The 20,134-nt window shown below is 58.8% G+C and carries 20 protein-coding genes; 12 read left to right on the top strand and 8 right to left on the bottom strand.

Annotated features, from left to right (window positions below; all coding sequences use genetic code 11):
- Nucleotides 1–26 precede the first annotated feature (26 nt).
- The 4 genes from D4A39_RS07915 to D4A39_RS07900 all read left to right on the top strand — a co-directional run bounded on the left by D4A39_RS07915 (nt 27) and on the right by D4A39_RS07900 (nt 4,233).
- Nucleotides 27–743, top strand: coding sequence for a hypothetical protein (locus D4A39_RS07915; protein ID WP_119917828.1), 717 nt, complete (start codon nt 27–29; stop codon nt 741–743).
- Nucleotides 744–1,023: 280 nt separating this feature from the next.
- Nucleotides 1,024–1,443 (top strand): hypothetical protein, encoded by a 420-nt coding sequence (locus D4A39_RS07910; protein ID WP_119917827.1) that lies wholly within the window; start codon nt 1,024–1,026, stop codon nt 1,441–1,443.
- 190 nt (nt 1,444–1,633) lie between these two features.
- Complete coding sequence (locus D4A39_RS07905) at nt 1,634–3,835, top strand: OsmC domain/YcaO domain-containing protein (RefSeq protein WP_119917826.1); 2,202 nt, start codon at nt 1,634–1,636, stop codon at nt 3,833–3,835.
- Complete coding sequence (locus tag D4A39_RS07900; RefSeq protein WP_119917825.1) at nt 3,832–4,233, top strand: hypothetical protein; 402 nt, start codon at nt 3,832–3,834, stop codon at nt 4,231–4,233. The genes D4A39_RS07905 and D4A39_RS07900 overlap by 4 nt, the downstream gene beginning before the upstream one ends.
- A 150-nt stretch (nt 4,234–4,383) precedes the next feature.
- On the opposite strand, the gene D4A39_RS07895 is transcribed toward D4A39_RS07900, so the two are convergent.
- Nucleotides 4,384–5,049, bottom strand: coding sequence for a GntR family transcriptional regulator (locus D4A39_RS07895; protein ID WP_102790448.1), 666 nt, complete (start codon nt 5,047–5,049; stop codon nt 4,384–4,386).
- Between the two features lie 144 nt (nt 5,050–5,193).
- Here D4A39_RS07895 and D4A39_RS07890 point away from each other — a divergent pair, with 144 nt between their 5' ends.
- Nucleotides 5,194–6,342 carry an alkane 1-monooxygenase gene (locus tag D4A39_RS07890; RefSeq protein ID WP_022985802.1) on the top strand — a complete coding sequence of 383 codons (1,149 nt, stop codon included), beginning with the start codon at nt 5,194–5,196 and terminating at the stop codon, nt 6,340–6,342.
- Between the two features lie 115 nt (nt 6,343–6,457).
- Here the strand turns inward: D4A39_RS07890 and D4A39_RS07885 are convergent, their stop codons facing one another.
- The 6 genes from D4A39_RS07885 to def all read right to left on the bottom strand — a co-directional run bounded on the left by D4A39_RS07885 (nt 6,458) and on the right by def (nt 13,102).
- The gene (locus D4A39_RS07885) at nt 6,458–7,084 is read right to left on the bottom strand and encodes a hypothetical protein (protein WP_022985801.1); all 627 of its coding nucleotides are present in this window, start codon (nt 7,082–7,084) and stop codon (nt 6,458–6,460) included.
- A gap of 75 nt (nt 7,085–7,159) precedes the next feature.
- Nucleotides 7,160–8,611: a TrkH family potassium uptake protein gene (locus tag D4A39_RS07880; RefSeq protein WP_119917824.1), complete on the bottom strand. Its 1,452-nt coding sequence runs from the start codon at nt 8,609–8,611 to the stop codon at nt 7,160–7,162.
- Between the two features lie 154 nt (nt 8,612–8,765).
- Nucleotides 8,766–10,142, bottom strand: a complete 1,377-nt coding sequence (gene trkA / locus D4A39_RS07875; protein ID WP_119917823.1) for a Trk system potassium transporter TrkA — start codon at nt 10,140–10,142, stop codon at nt 8,766–8,768.
- Complete coding sequence (gene rsmB, locus D4A39_RS07870) at nt 10,139–11,446, bottom strand: 16S rRNA (cytosine(967)-C(5))-methyltransferase RsmB (RefSeq protein ID WP_233552439.1); 1,308 nt, start codon at nt 11,444–11,446, stop codon at nt 10,139–10,141. The genes trkA and rsmB overlap by 4 nt, the downstream gene beginning before the upstream one ends.
- Nucleotides 11,433–12,413 carry a methionyl-tRNA formyltransferase gene (fmt, locus tag D4A39_RS07865; protein WP_022985797.1) on the bottom strand — a complete coding sequence of 327 codons (981 nt, stop codon included), beginning with the start codon at nt 12,411–12,413 and terminating at the stop codon, nt 11,433–11,435. The genes rsmB and fmt overlap by 14 nt, the downstream gene beginning before the upstream one ends.
- A gap of 182 nt (nt 12,414–12,595) precedes the next feature.
- On the bottom strand, nt 12,596–13,102 hold the full coding sequence (gene def / locus D4A39_RS07860; RefSeq protein WP_022985796.1) for a peptide deformylase: 507 nt from the start codon (nt 13,100–13,102) through the stop codon (nt 12,596–12,598).
- 147 nt (nt 13,103–13,249) lie between these two features.
- On the opposite strand from def, the gene D4A39_RS07855 reads away from it, so the two are divergent.
- From D4A39_RS07855 to D4A39_RS07825, 7 genes are all read left to right on the top strand, one after another.
- Nucleotides 13,250–14,320 (top strand): LysM peptidoglycan-binding domain-containing protein, encoded by a 1,071-nt coding sequence (locus tag D4A39_RS07855; protein WP_022985795.1) that lies wholly within the window; start codon nt 13,250–13,252, stop codon nt 14,318–14,320.
- Between the two features lie 73 nt (nt 14,321–14,393).
- A complete protein-coding gene (gene dprA, locus D4A39_RS07850; protein WP_022985794.1) occupies nt 14,394–15,464 on the top strand; it encodes a DNA-processing protein DprA in 1,071 nt (356 codons plus the stop codon).
- A 128-nt stretch (nt 15,465–15,592) separates the two neighbouring features.
- On the top strand, nt 15,593–16,141 hold the full coding sequence (tsaC, locus tag D4A39_RS07845; protein WP_022985793.1) for an L-threonylcarbamoyladenylate synthase type 1 TsaC: 549 nt from the start codon (nt 15,593–15,595) through the stop codon (nt 16,139–16,141).
- A 39-nt stretch (nt 16,142–16,180) separates the two neighbouring features.
- Nucleotides 16,181–17,089 carry an oxygen-dependent coproporphyrinogen oxidase gene (gene hemF / locus D4A39_RS07840; RefSeq protein ID WP_119917822.1) on the top strand — a complete coding sequence of 303 codons (909 nt, stop codon included), beginning with the start codon at nt 16,181–16,183 and terminating at the stop codon, nt 17,087–17,089.
- On the top strand, nt 17,086–17,901 hold the full coding sequence (gene aroE / locus D4A39_RS07835; protein WP_119917821.1) for a shikimate dehydrogenase: 816 nt from the start codon (nt 17,086–17,088) through the stop codon (nt 17,899–17,901). The genes hemF and aroE overlap by 4 nt, the downstream gene beginning before the upstream one ends.
- Nucleotides 17,902–17,915: 14 nt before the next feature.
- Entirely contained in the window at nt 17,916–18,347 is a 432-nt protein-coding gene (locus D4A39_RS07830) for an ion channel (RefSeq protein ID WP_031226636.1), read from the top strand.
- Nucleotides 18,348–18,402: 55 nt separating this feature from the next.
- On the top strand, nt 18,403–19,398 hold the full coding sequence (locus D4A39_RS07825) for a lipid A deacylase LpxR family protein (protein WP_022985789.1): 996 nt from the start codon (nt 18,403–18,405) through the stop codon (nt 19,396–19,398).
- Nucleotides 19,399–19,444: 46 nt separating this feature from the next.
- Here the strand turns inward: D4A39_RS07825 and D4A39_RS07820 are convergent, their stop codons facing one another.
- Nucleotides 19,445–19,987 (bottom strand): gamma carbonic anhydrase family protein, encoded by a 543-nt coding sequence (locus tag D4A39_RS07820; protein WP_022985788.1) that lies wholly within the window; start codon nt 19,985–19,987, stop codon nt 19,445–19,447.
- Nucleotides 19,988–20,134: the final 147 nt, after the last annotated feature.

Genomic DNA, 20,134 nt, shown 5'->3' with positions numbered 1-20,134 from the left:
AAAATAAATTCAATACGGAGTCAATAATGAATAAAGGGAAGTCAAATTTGCGTGGGGCCAGTTGGGTTGCCGGGGCATTCGTACTCTCTGTTGCAGGTGCGCAGATGGCGGTTGCGGATGTCACCATGTCGACGGGTTCTGGTGAAGAAAAAGTGCTGAAAATGCATGTCCTGGAAGAATCCAGAGGATACCGCTATTGCGAGCTGGTATTCGATTATGGTGAGAAGGGCAACGATATCTATAGCACTTCGCATAACGCGGAATGTGACCTTGAGTGGTGGGGGGCGTTAGATTTGACCTCCCTTGCCCAGGAGTTTGGTGCGCGTGCAGTGTTCAAGAATGGCCCGCAGTGGTGGTCGTCAGATGTGGTGGGTCTGATGATGTCGGATCCAGTTGACGTAGCCGGAACCAAGATGCGGTTTGGGGCCAACCTGCCGCCGGGCACCATGAGCATTCCAAAATATACCGTTTTCTCGCCTGCCAAGTATCAGAAGCTGGAATGGAAAGCTGGCTTGCCGGTTTACAAGATAGTGGACGATCAAGGCAATGAGTTCGTTTTGCAGGGCAACAAGGTTGTCACCGAGAAGTTGTCTTCTCTGGGCGCCTCCATGGAAGGGTTGCCGGAGGGATGGCGCTATGAGGTTGAAGTGCTGAAGGAGGACCTGGTGATGGATTTGGATCCCAGCAAACCGATCCCCTCTGTGCAGGATGAGTACAACCAGATTTATATCCAGATGAATTAGGGATTCACCCTGAATGGCGGCTCCCCTTTCTGGCTTGAGGGGGGCTCGCAGGGTTTGGATCGATATGTACTTATCAGAAAAGCGATACAAAAGGACGCGGCATCGACCGCGTTTTTTTGTGCGTTCAGAGGTAACGTTTTTCGGTAGCCAGGGTGTATCGCTGAGATCTGATCACGCTGGTGTGTAAGGCCACGAATAGCAGGTTATCATGCATGGCCGTATGGACAGATCGCCCGTCCATTGAGGTACTCCAATTCCTTGGTTGTGAAAGGCAAAGAGCATGCGGTGTTGTTATTTGATGGTGATGTTGGGTGTGATGGCCCTGTCAGGCTGCACCAATGTGGCGGGAGAGCCCCCCACAACCCTTACCCGTACGGACGGGCACGTCATGGAGACGCCTGCTCTCCTGGAGATGGCGCTTTCCTACTTTTCCGGGGCCGGCTATGACTGCGGTGAAGATTCCAGGAGCGAGCTACGTTGTCGAAAGGATCTTCGTGACCTCTATATTCACCAGACCCATGCGGTGGTGGAGATTTTTGAGGATAAAGAGGCGGGTCACCATCTCTTGATGACCACCCGTTGGGATGAAGGACTGATTCCGGGTGAGTTGATTTCCAGTGAGTTCGAGAACCCGGATGTGGCGGGCTTTTGCAGGTCGCTTGAAGGCTCAGGACAAGGCGTTTGCCAGATTACGGAATGAGTGTTTCCGGGCCGGCTCGGGGGCAGAGGCCTGGGGGAGCTTGGTCGGAGCAGATTGCCGCGCCAGGGTGATCGTGGTCGGTCGCTCATTTCTACGGTAAGCCGTGTTGCCCGCGGTGCAAGACGGGGAGGGTCAAAACCGGGATAATGCTCCCTGGATCTACTCACCTCCCAACCTCGGCTGTACCCTCATGGAAATCAAGGTCAACTTTCTCGACAACCTGCGTCTGGAAGCCAAATTCGACGACTTCACGGTGATTGCCGACCAGCCCATCCGTTACAAGGGTGATGGCTCAGCCCCCAGTCCGTTTGACTACTTCCTGGCGTCGTCAGCCCTGTGTGCCGCCTATTTCGTGAAGGTGTACTGCAAGGCCCGGGATATCCCCACGGATAATATCCGCCTGTCGCAGAACAATATTGTCGACCCGGAAGACCGCTATAACCAGATCTTCCGGATTCATGTGGAGCTGCCCGAGAACCTCTCCGACAAGGATCGCACTGGCATTTTGCGGGCCATTGACCGGTGTACGGTGAAGAAGGTGGTGCAGACCGGTCCCGACTTCCAGATTGAAGCGGTAGAGAACCTGGATGAAGATGCCCAGGCGCTGCTGACGGTGAACCCGGAGCAGGCGGGCCGGACACTGATCGAGGGCAAGGACCGGCCGCTGGAGGACACTATCGCCACCATGAGCGGCATCCTCGAAACGCTGGGGATGAAGATCGAGGTGTCGTCCTGGCGCAATATCGTTCCCCATGTCTGGTCGTTACATATTCGTGATGCGGCCTCGCCCATGTGTTTTACCAACGGCAAGGGCGCCACCAAGGAGAGCGCCCTGTGTTCCGCGCTGGGGGAATTCATCGAGCGGCTGAGTTGCAACTTTTTCTACAACGACCAGTTCTTCGGGGAAGAGATCGCCAACAGCGAATTCGTGCATTACCCCAATGAAAAGTGGTTCAAGCCGGGGCCGAATGACGCGCTGCCTGCCGAGATCCTGGATGCCCATACCCGGGGGATTTACAACCCGGACGGGGAGCTGGGCGCCTCCAACCTGATTGATACCAATTCCGGCCGTGTGGATCGCGGTATCTGTTCGCTGCCGTTTGTGCGCCAGTCCGATGGCGAGACGGTGTACTTCCCGAGCAACCTGATCGAGAACCTGTTTCTGAGCAATGGAATGAGTGCCGGCAATACCCTGGCCGAAGCGCAGGTGCAGTGTCTGTCGGAAATTTTTGAGCGGGCAGTGAAGAAGTACATCATCGAGCAGGAGATCGTGTTGCCGGATGTGCCTGACGCGGTGCTGGCCCGTTACCCGGAGATCGTGGAAGGCATCAAGGCACTGGAAGCCCAGGGTTTTCCGGTGCTGGTGAAGGACGCCTCTCTCGGCGGGGAATTTCCGGTGATGTGTGTGACCCTGATGAACCCGCGCACCGGCGGTGTGTTTGCGTCCTTTGGCGCGCACCCCAGCTTCCATGTGGCGCTGGAGCGCAGCCTTACCGAGTTACTGCAGGGGCGCAGCTTTGAAGGTCTGAATGATGTGCCGCCACCCACCTTTAACAGCATGGAAGTGTCCGAGCCGAATAATTTCGTTGAGCACTTTATCGATTCCACCGGGGTGATTTCCTGGCGCTTCTTCAGTGCGGCAGCGGACTACGAGTTTGAGGACTGGGATTTCTCCGGCACCACCGAGGAGGAAACGGAGAAACTGTTCGCGATTCTCGAAGAGCAGGAAAAAGAAGTCTACGTGGCCGTGCATGACCAGCTGGGCGCCCCGGCCTGCCGGATCCTGGTGCCAGATTTTTCCGAGGTGTATCCCGTGGAAGACCTGATCTGGGATAACACTAACAAGGCGCTGGATTACCGTGAGGATATCCTCAATTTGCATCGCCTCAGCGATGAAGCGCTGGCGGCGTTGGTGGCGCGTCTGGAAGACAGCCAGATCGACAATTACACCGACATTATCACCCTCATCGGCATTGAGTTTGATGAGAACACCGTCTGGGGGCAGCTCACCGTGCTGGAGCTGAAGCTGCTGGTGTATCTGGCCCTGGGGCGTTTGGAAGAGGCGGCCGAACAGGTCGAGATGTTCCTGCAGTACAACGACAACACGGTGGCGCGGGTGCTGTTCTATCGCGCCATGAATGCGGTGCTGGAGATCGTGCTGGACGAGGAGCTGGAACTGGACGACTACCTCTATAACCTGAAGCGAATGTTTGGCGACGAGACCATGGACCAGGTGGTCGGCGCGGTGGAAGGCCGTGTGCGCTTCCCGGGGCTGACCCCGACCAACATGCAGCTCGAGGGCCTGGACAAGCATCTGCGCCTGATCGACAGCTACAAGAAACTCCACGCGGCGCGGGCGCGCCTGGCCGGGTTGTCAGGAGACGAGGCATGACACTGCAATGGAATGAGCAGGCTCAGCAAGAAGGGACCGTGCTGTACACCCTGGACTGCGCCGGGAATGACGAGGACGCCATCAAGGCTGGCGTGGAAGCGGCGCTGGAAAAAGCGGTAAGCCTGTTGGACCGGAATGTGCGCGATGATTCCCGCTACCTGCTGTGTGAATGGAATGCCGATGCGGCCAGGTTGCAGGTTGTGGTCAGCGATGACAGCAAGACAAAGGATGCGCCAGAGGTGGTGGAGTGCCGCTTTGAGCCTTTCGATGCCGCGTTGGATGTGGCGTTGCTGCAATTCCTGATCCGCGATTACCTCACCACCTGTACGGCATTTCTGGGGTGGTCTTTGCTCGCCGCCTTCCACGAAGGGGATCGGCAGCGCTCTCGCTTGCTTTGAGTGTGGCTATCGCGCCGCGACCGAGCGCAGCGAAGGAACGCCCGCAGGGCGGCCCGAAGGGTGAGCGTAGCGAATAACCGACGCTCCTACGGAGGGGGGTTGGGCGCAGATGCTCCAGCCATCACCTCGCTATTAGCGGTTCACTGTCCTTTATGCGGCGTTGCGCTTGGCGATGGCGCGCAGGACGATCTGGCACTGATTTTCCCCGTATTCGCGGATATCGGCACCGGCGTCTTTCTGGCGTCGTCCCACGATGTTGACCAGGAGGCGTTTGAAAATTTTCAGGGAGACATCGAATTCCGAGGTGTCTTCCTGCAGTGCCATGTAGGAATAACGCTTCAGCAGGGGAATCAGGTCCTGAATGTCGGTTTGCAGGTAGCGGTTGCCGGCAAAGCGGACGGTGGCGATTTCCACAAAGCGGAAGGCCAGCTGGTGTGCGCCGGGCAGGTCATCGTTCATAAAATGCTGCTCCAGCTGGGGCAGCATGTTCATCAAATCCTCAATTTGCCCCGGCTGCCAGACGACGGCGGCCCGTTCTGCCAGCTGCGACAGCAGCAGGAACAGGAATTCGTACAGGTCTTTCACCTGGTCATCGGTCACCTCACACACCCGCGCGCCCTTGCGCGGTTGCAGCTCAATCAGATGCTGCTTTTCCAGCAGCCTGAAAGACTCCCGAAGTGAGTTAGTACTCACATCAAGCTCTTTGGCCAGCTCATTTTCCGGCAGGCGGGCCCCCGGGGGCAGCTCCCCCTTGATAATGCGCTCGGCAAGATGGGAGGCGATCTGTTCGCTCAGGCTGACGGCTTTCAGTGACATGACGGGTCCTTTCCGTTGATGGCGGCATTATCCGGCATGAGGGTGACTATGTCATGAATTGAGTTGTTTGACAATTCAGGAAATGAGGTATAATGTTGTCATCGATGACTGTTACTGTTGGCTTGAACTAGCGAGGACAAGGCCATGTTCGAGAATGTGAATCCGGACCGGATGCTGACAATAAAAAAATGGAGCTACGTGGTGTTCTGGGGAACCATGGTGCCGCTGGTGCCGTTTTCCGCGTACATCGGTGTAGAGAGCGGGACCCAGGATTACTGGGCCTGGTTTATGTACTTCGTCATCTTCGGGATTATCCCGGTGGCCGATTACATCATCGGCAAGGACCCCTCCAATCCGGATGAAGAAGTGCAGGTGCCTTCCCTGACCGAGGAAGTGATCTACCGGGTGTTCACCATTTTGATGGGCTTTGTATGGATCGCGGTGCTGTTCTATGCCGGCCATATCTTTATGACCAACGATTACGGTCTGCTTGGCAAGATCGGCTGGATCGTCTCCATCGGTACCGTGGGTGGGATCATTGCCATTAACCTGGGCCACGAACTGATCCACAAGGATCCGAAAATTGAAAACTGGATGGGTGGCCTGCTGCTGTCATCGGTGACGTATGCCGGTTTCAAGGTCGAGCATGTGCGTGGGCACCACGTGCACGTGTCGACGCCGGATGATGCCTCGTCCAGCCAGTACAACCAGGGCCTGTATGACTTTTTACCGAAGGCGTTCGTGCGTAACTTCATCAACGCCTGGAGACTGGAAAAGCAGTACCTGGAGCGCAAGGGCAAGAAAAACATCAGCCTGTCCAACGAGCTGATCTGGTGGTACAGCATTTCTGCCCTGTTCGCGGTGGCCTTTGGTGCCCTGTGGGGCTGGCAGGGTGTGGTGTTCTTCCTGGGGCAGAGCTTCTTCGCCGCCCTGGCGCTGGAGATCATCAACTACATCGAGCATTACGGTCTGCACCGTCGTGTGAACGACAAAGGGCGTTTCGAGCGAGTAACCCCGGCGCACAGCTGGAACTCCAACTACCTGCTGACCAATATTGCCCTGTTCCAGCTGCAGCGACACAGTGACCACCACGCTTACGCCAAGCGTCGTTACCAGGTTCTGCGTCACTACGAAGAAAGCCCGCAACTGCCGGGTGGCTATGCCGCCATGTACGTTCTGGCTCTGTTCCCGCCGCTGTGGAAGAAAGTCATGAACCCACGAGTGGAAGCCTACTACGAGGGTGAAATGGACCAGCTGTTCCGTGAGGCGAAGCGGGTGAACAACATTGCCTGAAAAACAATGAATCACTAACCGCGAAACAAAAAGCCCCGGCAATGCCGGGGCTTTTTGTTGAGGGGCGGGCTGCGAAAGTCGCTGGCACGGATGGGGCGAACTCGCGGCTAGCCGTTCAGTAACCGCTGTATTCGCTTGCCAGGATAGCCATCACGGCGAGCAGGACCAGTACCCCAATCAGCATCAGGACAGTGGCAATGATGCCGAGTACCTTGCCTGCCAGGGTCATGCCCTCACCGCTTTTGTCCATGCGGCCATCGCGAATGGCGGCAAGATCCTTGCTGCCGATGATCCAGGCAGCGATGCCGAGCGGGGCAAACATCAGCAGTCCCAGCAGGCCAAGGATGAGTACCAGTGCGCCACGATGCGCCAGGGTCGGGCTTGCCTCGTTGAGAGGAGCGGGAATCGCCACCTCGTGATCTGTGGGCGAAGGTTCTGGTCGGCGGCCGGTAAACGCCGCGGCCAGTAGCAGGGCACTGATCGCGATATAGAAAAAAGTGTAGCTGCCCGCGGCAATCAGACTGTAAATATCATTGCTTAGCTGGCCATCAATCATGCGTTCCAGCAATACCTTATGAGTAAAGATGGAAAAGGCACTTTGCAGCAACGTCAGCACACTGGCGAGGATGACAAGAATGGCCGCGGTGCGCGCCCGTTGAAAGAAAATGCCGGCGAGTACAAACCCGCTTAATACCATCAAAAATGCTGGCAGCTGCATAAGCAGTTGCGAAAGCCAGGACATGATTTTTCCTTGTTGTCAGGTGAAGTGAGTCGGTCCGCGCAGGCACAGAGTTGCGCTGGGGCGCGGGAAAGCCGTTTATTGGCGCCAGAACATGGGGGTGAAGAGAACCAGCAGGGTGAAAATTTCCAGGCGCCCGGCAATCATCAGAACGGTCATCATCCATTTGGCGCTATCGGTAATATTGATGAAGCCTCCCCCTACCTGCCCGATGCCGACGCCCAGATTGTTCAGGCTGGCGGCAACCGCGCTGACCGCGGTGGTCAGATCCATGCCGGTCATGGTGAACAGCAGGGTAAAAATCACCGAGATGGTGATGTACACGCCCACAAAACCCCACACTGCTTGCAGTACGCGATCCGGAACGGATTGACGACCAAAGCGCAGCGCGAAAATGCCATTAGGGTAAATCAGGCGGCGCAGTTCCCGGATGCTGTGATGGAAGACCAGGGCCGCACGTACCGCTTTCATGCCGCCACCGGTGGAACCGGCACAGCCACCAATAAAGCTGGTGAACACCAACAGGTAGGGGATGAAGCCGGGGAAGGCGGCAGCATTGGTGCTGGTCAGCCCGGTCCCGGTGCTGAACGATGCAACCTGGAAGGCGGAATGCCGCAATGCATCCGCAAAATTAAAATCATAATGGAAGAATAACAGTCCTGCCGTGATGATGGCGGTGTACATCAGAAACAGGCCAATAAAAAAGCGGAATTCCGGATCGCGAAGATAGGCGAACAGGGAGCGGCCCCGCCATACCGCAAAGTGCAGCGCAAAGTTCAGGCCGCCGATCAGGATAAAAATGGTGGCGGTCCAGTCAATCAGTGGGTTGTCCCAGTACGCCATGGAGGCGTCATGAGTGGAAAAGCCGCCCGTGGCAACGGTGCTGAAACTGTGGCAAATGGCGTCGAAAACACTCATGCCGAAAGCCCAGTAAAGTGCCGCGCAGGCCACGGTAATAAACAGGTAAAGGAACCACAGGGCCTTGGCAGTTTCCGCGATGCGGGGAGTCAATTTGGCGTCTTTCATGGGGCCGGGAATTTCGGCCTTGTACAGCTGCATGCCCCCGATCCCAAGCATGGGCAGAATCGCCACTGCCAAGACCACCACCCCCATGCCGCCGAGCCATTGCAGCTGCTGACGGTAGAACAGAATTGATTTAGGTAAAAAGTCGATGCCGGAAAGAATGGTGGCGCCGGTGGTGGTAAGCCCGGAGACGGACTCAAACACCGCATCGGTAAAACCTACGGGTACATCGTCGCTGATGATCAGCGGCAGTGCCCCGATAACGCCGAGTACCGACCAGAACAGGGTGACGACCAGAAAGCCGTCACGGGTTTGCAATTCCGCCTTGTTGCGGAAGAACGGCAACCACAACCCGAGCCCGAGCAGTAGCGTGATCACAAAAGAAATCAGAAATGGCCCTTCGCTGCCCTCCTGGTACCAGTACGAGACTGCCACGGGGGGCATCATGGTAAAGCTGAATACCACCAGTAGCAGGCCAAGGATCTTTGAGATCAACGCGAAGTGCATGATTAGCCGTCCTGCCCGGACGTCTGGCGTCGGATGTCTGGAGTGAGTACATCATGTTGCCGCAGGGGCTTGTCGGTACTCGAGATCCGGCCTCCGGTGTCCGGCCCTGGGATGGAAACTGCCAAGCTGTCCGTTGCTGCAATCATTGGATGCCCTAAAAGAACGTGAATCCGACCTGGAACAGTTTTTCCACGTCCCGGGTGCGGCGTTTGTCGATCAGGAACAGGATGACGTGATCGTCAGGTTCGATCACCACATCATCATGGGCAATCAGCACTTTCTCTCCGCGCACGATGGCGCCGATGGTGGTGCCTTCGGGCAGATCGATATCTTCAATGGCACGGCCAACCACCTTGGACGATTTGGCGTCGCCGTGGGCAATGGCTTCAATGGCTTCGGCGGCGCCGCGCCGCAGGGAGTAGACGTTCACCACGTCGCCACGGCGTACGTGGCTGAGCAGGCTGCCGATGGTGGACTGTTGGGGCGAAATGGCGATATCGATGTCGTGCCCTTGCACCAGATCCACATAGGCCGGGTTGGAGATCAGGGTCATGACTTTGCGTGCGCCCAGCCGCTTGGCCAGCAGCGAAGCCATGATGTTGGCCTCGTCGTCGTTGGTCAGGGCGCAGAATACATCGGTGTTTTCGATGTTGGCCTTGAGCAGTTCGTCGCGGTCGGTGGCGAGGCCTTGCAGTACCACGGTCTGGTGCAGTTTTTCCCCAAGCCACTCGGCGCGTTCCGGATTGCGTTCCAGGACTTTGACGTTGTAGCGAGTCTGGATGGTCTTGGCCAGGCGGTAGCCGATGTTGCCGCCGCCGGCGATGACCACGCGCTTGTAGTTGTGCTCAAGACGACGCAGTTCGCTCATGACGGCGCGGATGTCGTTCTTGGCTGCAATAAAGAACACTTCGTCATCGGCTTCGATAACGGTGTTGCCTTCCGGAATGATGGGGCGCCCGCGACGGAAGATGGCCGCCACGCGGGTGTCCACATTGGGCATGTGCTTGCGCAGTTCGCGCAGCTCGTTGCCGACCAGGGGGCCGCCATAATAGGCGCGCACCGCCACCAGCTGTACCCGGCCGCCAGCAAAGTTGACCACCTGCAGGGCGCCGGGGTGTTCGATCAGGCGACGGATATAATCGGTGACCACCTGCTCGGGGCTGATGATCACATCGATGGGCAGGGCGTTTTCGTTGAACAGCTTTTCCGACCGACTGGTGTAGTGGGCGGTGCGGATACGGGCAATCTTGGAGGGGGTGCGGAACAGGGAGTAGGCCACCTGACAGGCGATCATGTTCACCTCGTCAGAGTTGGTTACGGCGATCAGCATGTCGGCGTCTTCGGCGCCGGCCTCTTTCAATACCGCCGGGTAGCAGCCCATGCCGCGCACGGTGCCGATGTCGAGCCGGTCGCCGAGCTCACGCAGACGCTCCGCATCGGTGTCGATGACGGTGATGTCGTTGCGCTCGTTGGCCAGGTTTTCCGCCAGGGTGCCCCCCACCTGACCGGCACCGAGAATAATGATCTTCATGTATCCTGCTGAGCCCCCTTGCGCAGGCAAGCCAGATAAAAGCCATCCGGTCCGTCTTGCTGCGGAAACAACTGCCATCCCGCGTCGACCATTGTGGCCTGTTCCGGCCGCGGCGTCACATCCCGGGCTTGTGGCTGGCGCTGCAGGAAGGCGCTGATCTGGTGATCATTCTCTTCGCGCAGTACCGAGCAGGTGGCATACACCAGCATGCCGCCGGGTTTGAGCAGCGGCCATAGTGCATCCAGCATGCGGGCTTGTAAATCGGCCAGTACCGGAATGTCCGACGACTTTCGGTGCCACTTTACATCCGGTTGGCGGCGCAGGATGCCGGTGGCGGAACAGGGAGCGTCCAGCAGGATGGCATCGAATGGCTTGCCGTCCCACCAGCTGTCGGGCTGGCTGGCATCGCCCTGCAACAGGGTGGCGGTGGCGTTGAGGCGGGCCAGATTCTCTTCGATACGGCGTAGCCGTTTGTCTTCCAGCTCCAGCGCGACCAGCTCGGCGTTGGGGAATTTCTCGCGCAGCTGGCCAGTCTTGCCACCGGGGGCCGCGCAGGCATCGAGAATGCGGCCAGTGGGCGGTGCCTGCAGTAATTCTGCGGGCAGTTGGGCGGCTTCATCCTGTACCGACAGGGCGCCTTGCTCAAAGCCGGGCAGATCGAACACCGGCCGGGCCGGCGTCACATAAATGCTCCAGGGGGACAGTTCACCGGGGCGGGCGCCCTCACCCAGGGCGGCAATGGCGCCGGCGCGCTGTTGCTGCTGACGATTGACTCGCAAGGTAAAGGGCGGCGTGTGCAGGTTGGCCTGGGCGATAGTGTCGGCTTGATCCGGCCAGTCCTGGCACCAGCGTTTGTACAGCCAGTCCGGCAGGCTCAGGCGGATATTCGGGGTGGCGTCGGCAAGCGCTTGCTCAGCACGTAGCTGGCTGGCTTTACGCAACACGGCGTTGCTGAGCCCGGCGGCCCAGGGGGCCTTCAGCTTGCGGCACAGGGCCGGGTACGCGTTGACGATGGCATGGGCCGGACGTTCGGTGAACCACAGCTCGTACAGTCCGGCCAGCAGGGCCAGGCGTACGGGTTGAGCGCTGGCTTTGAGGGGCTTGGATAATTGCTGGTTGAGCCAGTGGTTGAGGGGGCGCAAATGGCGGCAGACCCCAAAGCTGATGTCGCGCATCAGGCCGCCGTCGCTGCCTGCCAGGGGGAAGTCCCTTAGCACCTCGCGCAGGCTTTCCCCGTCGCCCTTGCCGGGAATCACCCGGTCAAGGACACGCACGGCGCTGAGCCGCGGGTCAGGCGTCGCCACGGTCTGTATCCAGCGGATCACCAAGAGGCTCGCCCACCTGGAACAGGTCGGGGTTGCCACGCAACAGGTCCGCTACGGCCATGCGCCGTTTGCCGGGCAGTTGCAGCTCTTCCAGCGTCAGGATGCCATCACCGGTGGCCACCTGAATGCCGTTGTCATCCACGTTGAGGATATGGCCGGGTTCGTCGTCATCCTTGCCGGGCAGGGGGCTTTCGCTGGCTTTCCAGACGCGCATGGGTTGGCCTTTCAAAGGCACCCACGCGACAGGAAAGGGGTTGAAGGCACGAATGCGGTTATACAGGGCGCGCGTGGGCAGGCGGAAATCCAGCTGCCCTTCCGCCTTGCTGAGTTTGTGGGCGTAGGTGACACCGTCGTCAGGCTGCACGGTGGCGTTGGCCAGATACGGCTCCAGATCATTCAGTACGGTGACCAGCAGGCGAGCGCCCTGGGCAGCCAGCCGGTCGTGCAGCTCGCCGCCGGTCTCGCTGTCACCGATGGGTAGCGCTTCGCTGAGCAGCATGGGGCCGGTATCAAGCCCGGCTTCCATCTGCATGATGGTGTTGCCGGTCTCGGTGTCGCCCACGCTGATGGCGCGCTGGATTGGCGCTGCCCCACGCCAGCGGGGCAGCAGGGAGCCGTGCACGTTCAGGCAGCCCAGCCGCGGGATGTCGAGCACGGCCTGGGGAATGATCAGGCCGTAGGCGACCACCACCAGGGCATCCAGATTCAGGTCGCGCAGCTGCTGGCGAATGGCCTCGCCCTTGAGGTTTTCCGGTTGCAGTACGTCTATGTGATGGGCCAGAGCGAGCTGTTTCACCGGACTCATCTGGACCTTCTTGCCGCGGCCGGCAGCGCGGTCCGGCTGGGTGAGTACGGCTACCACTTCATGCGGGCTGTCGAGTACGGCCTGCAGGCTGGCGGCGGCGAAATCCGGGGTGCCGGCGAAGGCGAGACGTAGGGGTTTCAATGAACGGCCTCTTTAGAGCGGTGAGCTACGAGCTATGAGCTGCGAGCCTCTACGCGATTGATGATGTGTGCAGGCTGAAGCGAATCAGCCGCGTTTGCGGTTTGGGCGCGGGCACTGAGGTGAATCAATCAAGGAGTGCGATCGCGCCTCGCAGCTGGTCGCTCGAAGCTGTCAGCTGCTTTTCACCCCTGCAGCCGGTGCACTTTCTCCAGCTTCTTCTTGATCCGGTCGCGCTTCAGGCGTGAGACGTAGTCCACGAACAGCTTGCCTTCCAGGTGATCAATTTCATGCTGGATACAGGTGGCCAGAAGCTCGTCGGCCTCTTCCTCGAAAACATTACCGTCCCGGTCCAGCGCCTTGATCTTCACCCGTGCCGGGCGCTTGACCTTCTCATAGAAGCCGGGGACCGACAGGCAGCCTTCCTCGTAGGGGGCAAGATCGTCGGTGAGCGGAGTGATTTCCGGGTTGATGAACACCCGTGGCTCGGACTTGTCTTCGGACAGGTCCATGACGATGACACGCTTGTGTACGTTCACCTGGGTGGCGGCCAGGCCAATCCCGGGGGCGTCGTACATGGTTTCGAACATGTCGTCGATCAGTTTGCGAAGCTCGTCATCCACCTTTTCCACCGGCTTTGCTACGGTTCGTAGCCGGGGGTCAGGGAATTCCAGTATTTCCAGTTTGGCCATGTACGTTCTCGGCAGTTGCGATAGCACTCGAAATTTGGTTGCTAAATATATGATCGCATTGCTAATATCCAAAAGAAACCGTGCCTGCCTCAAGGACGCACGGCAGCTCTTGGGGATGAGTCCAATAATGATAAAAGGAATCCGATGATGATGAAATCGGTCCAGCGCGCCTTCACTGTCGGGTTGATGCTATCGGTTGCCACTCTGGCCTCCGCCGCCGTCACCCTGAAAGACGGGCATCCCAGCAAATATTACGTGAAAAACGGCGACACCCTGTGGGATATCAGTGGCCGTTTTCTGGAAGAGCCCTGGCAGTGGCCGGAAATCTGGCAGATCAATGAGGAAATCAGCAATCCTCATCTGATTTATCCCGGTGATGAAATCCGTCTTTCCTATGTGAATGGCGAGCCCCGGCTGAGCGTTGAGCGTGGCGTCCAGGAACAAGTCATGAACAACGGGGTGGTCAAGCTGTCCCCGAAAGTGCGTGAAATTGCCAACGATGAAGCCATCCCGGCGATCCCTGCCAGTGCCATTGCGGCGTATTTGAAGGAAGGCCTGGTGGTTACCCGTCAGGAAATCCAGGAGGCCCCCTATCTTGTTGGCGGCCGCGATCGTCGTGTGGTCTTTGGTGAGGGCGATACGGTGTACGCCCGTGACACCCGCACGCAGTGGGAGGGCCTTGAGCAAGGCTACGGCATTTATCGTACCGGGGAGCAATATGTGGACCCGGAAACCAAGGAAGTGCTGGGCTACGAAGCCCGTCAGATCGGTCTGGGGCGAGTCTCCAACCATGAGGGCGAGATGCTCAGCCTGCGGGTAACCAGTTCCACAGAAGATATCCGCATTGATGACCGGATTTTCTCCACCGAGGATCGTCGCGTACGGGCAGTGTTGTATCCCTCTGCGCCGGATACCAAGGTAGAAGCCAAGATTATCCGTTTCTTCGACCGCATCAACAGTGTGGCTCGCAACGATGTGGTGGTCCTGAATAAAGGGCTACGTGATGGTCTGAAGGAAGGGAATGTGCTGGATATCTTTGGTGCCGGTGAAATCGTTCGTGACCGCCAGTTGGGGGATAATGTCCAGTTGCCCCGCGAGAAGACCGGGTCGCTGGTAATCTTCCGGGTGTTCGATAAAGTCAGCTACGGCTTGATCATGGAATCCAGTCGCCCGATCTACATGAACGACTCTGCTGAAAGCCCGGTGGGAAGCTACTGAGACCCTGACCCGGCGTCTGCGCTCGCCAGCTTTCAGTCCCGATAAACCGTCAACGCACACAAGGAGGTGGGCGATGGACGGACAATTCAAACGCCTGCTGTTGCAGGCGTTGTTTTCCCCGTCATCCGCGGCTCTGGGCCGCGCACTGAAACAACATCGGATCGCCTCCGCACCAGTATCCGAGTTTCTCCCCTTGTTGCCTGCCGGGCTAAAAGAGCGGGCGCGTCTGCTGGATAATACGGGCTCGTTGTCTGCCCACTACGCACACCTACGAGAGCAGGGCTGGCGATGGATTGCGCTGGGTGATGAGGAGTATCCCGCGTTGCTGGCGGATATTCAGGATCCGCCCGGAGTACTGGCTGTGCGCGGGCAAATGGACACCCTGCATGCGCCGGCATTGGCGATTGTCGGAGCCCGTAATGCCTCTGCGGACGGTCTCGACAACAGTCGACGTTTTTCGCGCCAGCTGGCCGCTGCCGGCTTTGTGGTGGTGAGCGGGCTGGCGCTGGGGGTCGATGCTGCCGCTCATCGCGGGGCGCTGGCGACTGGCAACACCGTTGCGGTTCTAGGCAGTGGTCCGGACCGAATTTACCCGCCTCGCAACGCCATGTTGGCCGGACAGATTGTCGATAGCGGGGGGGCTGTGGTGACAGAATTCGCACCGGGCTCAGCGCCGCTGCCGTCCCAGTTTCCCCTGCGTAATCGTATCATCAGCGGGTTGTCACTCGGGACTCTGGTGGTAGAAGCGGCGTTGCGCAGTGGTTCTCTCATTACGGCGCGCACGGCCTTGTCTCAGGGGCGAGAGGTCTTCGCCATTCCGGGCAGTATTCACAATCCCCTCAGTAAGGGCTGTCACCAGTTGCTACGTGACGGCGCTAACTGGCTGGAATCGGTGGACGATATCTTCCAGGCATTCGGTGACTTCCGGCGTTGTGTGGAATCCAGCGGCGTCAGGGAAGACGCCGCCCAGCCCGCGTTGCTGCAGCATTTGACCTCGGGGCTCAATTCCATGGATGTGTTACAGGCGCGTAGTGGGCTGCCGATGAATGAGTTGGCCGGGCAGCTGTCGGATCTGGAGTTGGAAGGCTGGGTGGAAAGGGTCTCAGGGGGATACCTGAAGCGCTCTGCCAGCCATACGTCTTGAGTCAGGCCTGCGGGCAGGGTAAGTTCGCGCTTTTCCTTGGGAGCCTCTGAATAACTCCTTGCACGCTCCAGGACACGCTGAGTACGCAAGGAGTTATTCAGAGGCTCCCTAATCCCGCAGGACCTGTCATGTATCAGCATCTTCTCAGTGCCGCACACATCATCCAGTCAGGCGGTGTGGTGGCTTACCCTACCGAATCCGTCTACGGGCTCGGTTGTGACCCTTTCAGTCGGACGGCAGTCATGCGCCTGCTGGCGATCAAGCAGCGCCCGGAGCACAAGGGGCTGATTCTGATCGGCGCGGATCTGGAGCAGCTGGCGCCCCATGTGGTACTGGATGCACGCCAGCACGAGCAGCTGGGCCGTGAATGGCCGGCGCCCCGTACCTATCTGGTAGAGGCGGGGCCCAGTGTGCCAGCGTGGGTGACCGGCAAGCATCGCAAGGTGGCGATCCGGGTGCCGGATCACCCGCTGGCACGGGAGTTGTGTCGGCTGGTCGGGCACCCGATCATTTCTACCAGTGCCAACCTGTCCGGGCGTCCGTCTACCCGAAACCGGTTTCAGGTGGCGCGCCAGCTTGGGGATCGGCTGGACTTTATTGTGTCCGGCGCCTGTGACCGCGCGAGCAAACCCTCTACCATTATCGATCTGGAAAGCGGCCAGACCCTGCGCGCCTGACGCGTGTGCCTGGCCTCTGTCATTCCCGGGGAGAAAAGCATGTCAGACGTTTCACTGCAGGCGGTAAAAGACTACCTGCTGGACCTGCAGGACCGTATTTGTGAGGAACTGGCGGCCGAAGATGGCGGCGGTGCGTTCCGTGAAGATGCCTGGGATCGCGAACAGGGCGGCGGTGGCCGCAGTCGCGTGATGGAAAACGGCACTGTGATCGAGAAAGGCGGGGTGAATTTTTCCCACGTATTTGGCAGTCAGTTGCCACCGTCGGCTACCGCCGCACGACCTGAACTGGCCGGTCGCAGTTTTCAGGCCATGGGGGTGTCTCTGGTGATTCACCCGAAAAACCCCTATGTCCCCACCAGTCATGCCAATGTGCGTTTTTTCGTGGCCGAAAAGGAAGGCGAAGCACCGGTGTGGTGGTTTGGCGGTGGCTTCGATCTGACGCCCTACTACGGTTTTGAAGAGGATGTAACGCAATGGCATCGCACCGCCAAGGCGGCCTGCGATCCTTTTGGCGATGACATTTATCCGGAATTCAAACGCTGGTGTGATGACTACTTTCATCTCAAGCACCGGGACGAGCCCCGTGGTGTCGGCGGCCTGTTTTTCGATGATCTGAACCGTTTCGATTTCGATACCAGTTTTGCCCTGATGCGCAGTGTCGGCGATGCCTATGTGAAGGCGTACCGGCCGATCATGGCCCGTCGCAAGGACTTGGCGTTCGGTGAGCGCGAGCGCAATTTCCAGCTCTACCGCCGTGGCCGTTATGTGGAGTTCAACCTGGTCTTCGACCGCGGCACCATCTTTGGTCTGCAATCCGGTGGCCGTACGGAATCCATTCTCATGTCGCTGCCGCCGCTGGTGCGCTGGGACTACGATTGGCATCCGGAGCCCGGCAGTGCTGAAGCCGAGCTGTATGACAAATTCCTGATCCAGCGGGAGTGGCTATGACCGCCTTGTACTGTGTTTTTGGTAATCCGGTGGCGCACTCTCGCTCGCCGGATATCCACCATGCTTTTGCCGCCCAGCAGGGTGACGACCTGCGTTATGAAAAACGTGAAGCACCGTTGGGCGATTTTGCCGGAGCGGTAAATGCGCTGCGCGCTGATGGCGGGCTGGGGGCCAATGTCACGGTTCCGTTCAAGGAACAAGCCTATCAATTATGCGGTGCAGTCACCGAGCGAGCTGACCTTGCGGGGGCCGTCAACACCTTGTGGTGGGAAGGGGATCAACTGAACGGTGACAACACCGATGGCGCCGGGCTGGTCACCGACATCCGCGAGAATCTGGGCTGGGCGATTCAGGGCAAGCGCGTGCTGGTACTGGGTGCTGGTGGTGCGGTGCGGGGTGTCATGGGGCCGTTGCTGGCAGAAAAACCGACCCTGGTGCGGGTCGCGAACCGCACCCGAGAGAAAGCGGAAATTCTGGCCCGCCAGTTTATGGACGGCAGCAACTCACCGGTGCTTGGCAGTGGCCTGGAAAATCTCATGGGGCAGTTTGATCTGGTCATCAATGCCATTTCAGCGGGGCTGCACGGTGACATGCCTGACTTGCCCGACGGGCTCTTGGCGGAGGGCGCCGTGGCCTACGACATGGTCTATGGCAGCGAACCCACGCCGTTCATGCGCTGGGCGCAGCAGCAGGGCGCGGCGGCCACCGCAGATGGACTGGGCATGCTGGTGGAACAGGCTGCGGAAGCCTTTGCACTCTGGCGGGGCTGGCGGCCCGATACGGCCCCGGTCATGGCGATGATGCGCCGATGATGGAAGGTGGGGTGATGTATGAGGTGATTTATGCTTCGGTGGTCTCGCTGGCCATGGTGCTTGTCACTGTCACCCTGCATTTTTGGACTCTGGCCGGGCTGTCCGAATTGCTCAAGCGTTGGAAGCAGCGGGTACGGGGTGAAATTCTTGTGGTGGTGATCATCATGTTCGCTGCGCACATGGTTGAAATTTCGCTCTACGGCCTCATTTATTTCTGGATCGACAATAACGATACCGCCATGAATCTGGGAGGCGCCGTGGATGGCAGTTTCCTGGATCACCTGTATTTTTCGGCAGCCTGCTATACCTCATTGGGGCTCGGGGATCTCTATCCCATGGGCACCTTGCGGCTAGTGGCGGGGGTGGAAGCTCTCAATGGATTGATTTTGATTACCTGGTCGGCATCGTTTGCCTTCCTGGTCATGCAGCGGCGCTGGCGTTTCTGATATTGCTGCAGGGCGGCCTTTCGGGGGCAACCACATAATCTGTTGAGAGAAAGGTATGTCCACACCGCTGTTGGCCCGTGCATCGAGCCTGGGTCTCTTTATTATCGCTTTGCCTGTAGCAGCCTCCGCATCGACGTTAGGTTTTTCCTGGGATAACGATCTGTTCGTCGGTTCTGATGGGCAATATACCAATGGCGTTCGCCTCAGCTGGGTGGGGGATGGGCATGATTGCGGCCAGGCAGGCTCTGTGACCTGCTCGTTGGCAAAAGGGCTTTCCCCCTTGCCGGGAGTGGGGGTGAGAGATCGACAGAATGCCATGACCCTGAGCCTTGAGCAGGCCATGATCACGCCTTCAGATATCAGCCGGACTACGCCGGATTACCAGGACCTGCCCTACATCGGCTACAGCAACCTGGAAGCCGGCCTGTTCAGCTGGGGGGCAGACAGTCTGACCGGTTATGGCGTGCGTATCGGTGTGGTCGGGGAAGACTCCGGTGCGGAGCAAAGTCAGAAAATGGTGCATCGCATCACCGGTTCTACCGAGCCGCAGGGCTGGGAATACCAGCTTGGGCCGGATGTGATTGGTGGTGCGTACGTTATCCATGCACGCCGGGCGTGGCAGCGGGTTTCAGACAGTGGCTGGCAGACCGAGTTGGGATATGCCGCTGGCGTGGATGCCAATAATTTCCATGCCACCGCCTCGGCGGGGGGCTTCCTGCGCTTTGGCAGAAACCTGCCGCGTAATTTCATACCGGATTATGCGGGTATCGGCACGGCGGGTTCATTGGTGGGGTTGTTCGATGGACACGGTTTTGGCTGGGAAGCCTTTATTGCCACGTTTGGGGAATATATCGGCTATTCCTATCTGGAAGCGCACAGTGGGCCCTATCAGGTAGAAACCCGCGACGGCATTCTCGGCCTGGTGATTGGCGGCGGCGTTCGCTGGGACCGCTTTTCTTTTACCCTGACCTTGCAAGGCTCCAGCTCACCACTGCGTGACAGCGATGAACCGCTGAGCTTCGGCAACATGTCGTTCATGTGGCAGATCTGATTGTCCTGCAAGACCTGGTTCCTTCAAGGCGGCGCGCTTCCAAGGGTTACACATGCCCCCCTTCCTCCAGATAGCGATCCTTCAGGCGCACATAATTCCCCGCCACATAGGTCAGGAACTGCCTTTCTTCCGAGGTCAACGGGCGCGCCTGCCGGGCGGGCTGGCCGCGGTACAGAAAACCACTTTCCAGCCGCTTGCCCGGGCCTACCAGAGAACCGGCCGCCACGATCACCTCGTCTTCCACCACAGCACCATCCATGATGATTGCCTGCATGCCCACCATGACCCGGTTACCCAGTGTGCAGCCGTGCAGCATGGCCTGATGGGCAATGGTGACATCGTCGCCGATCTTCAGCCCGTAGCCGCCGGGATTGAAGGTGGAGGCATGGGTGATGTGTAGCACGGCGTTATCCTGAATGCTGACCCGCGCGCCAATTTCGATGCGATGCATGTCGCCCCGGATCACCGCCTTGGGCCACACCGAGCAGTCATCGCCCAGGTGTACCTCCCCGATGACGGTGGCATCCCTGTCCACAAATACCCGTTCACCCAACTGCGGGGCCTTGTCTTCAAAGCGGCGAATCCCCATCACTGATACACTCTGGATTAACAAATGAATAACTGTAGGGCGGAAAGGGGCCAGTCCATCTCCGCCATCAAACGCCAAATCGGCGGAGATCGCCTGAGGCGATTTCCGCCCTACGGTGCAACACACCGTGAAGGTCCATTATCCACC

This window comes from Alcanivorax profundi (assembly GCF_003597125.1).
Lineage (GTDB): Bacteria > Pseudomonadota > Gammaproteobacteria > Pseudomonadales > Alcanivoracaceae > Alcanivorax > Alcanivorax profundi.
Note: the sequence above shows the minus strand (reverse complement) of the source record. Positions and strands in the feature narration are given on the sequence as shown.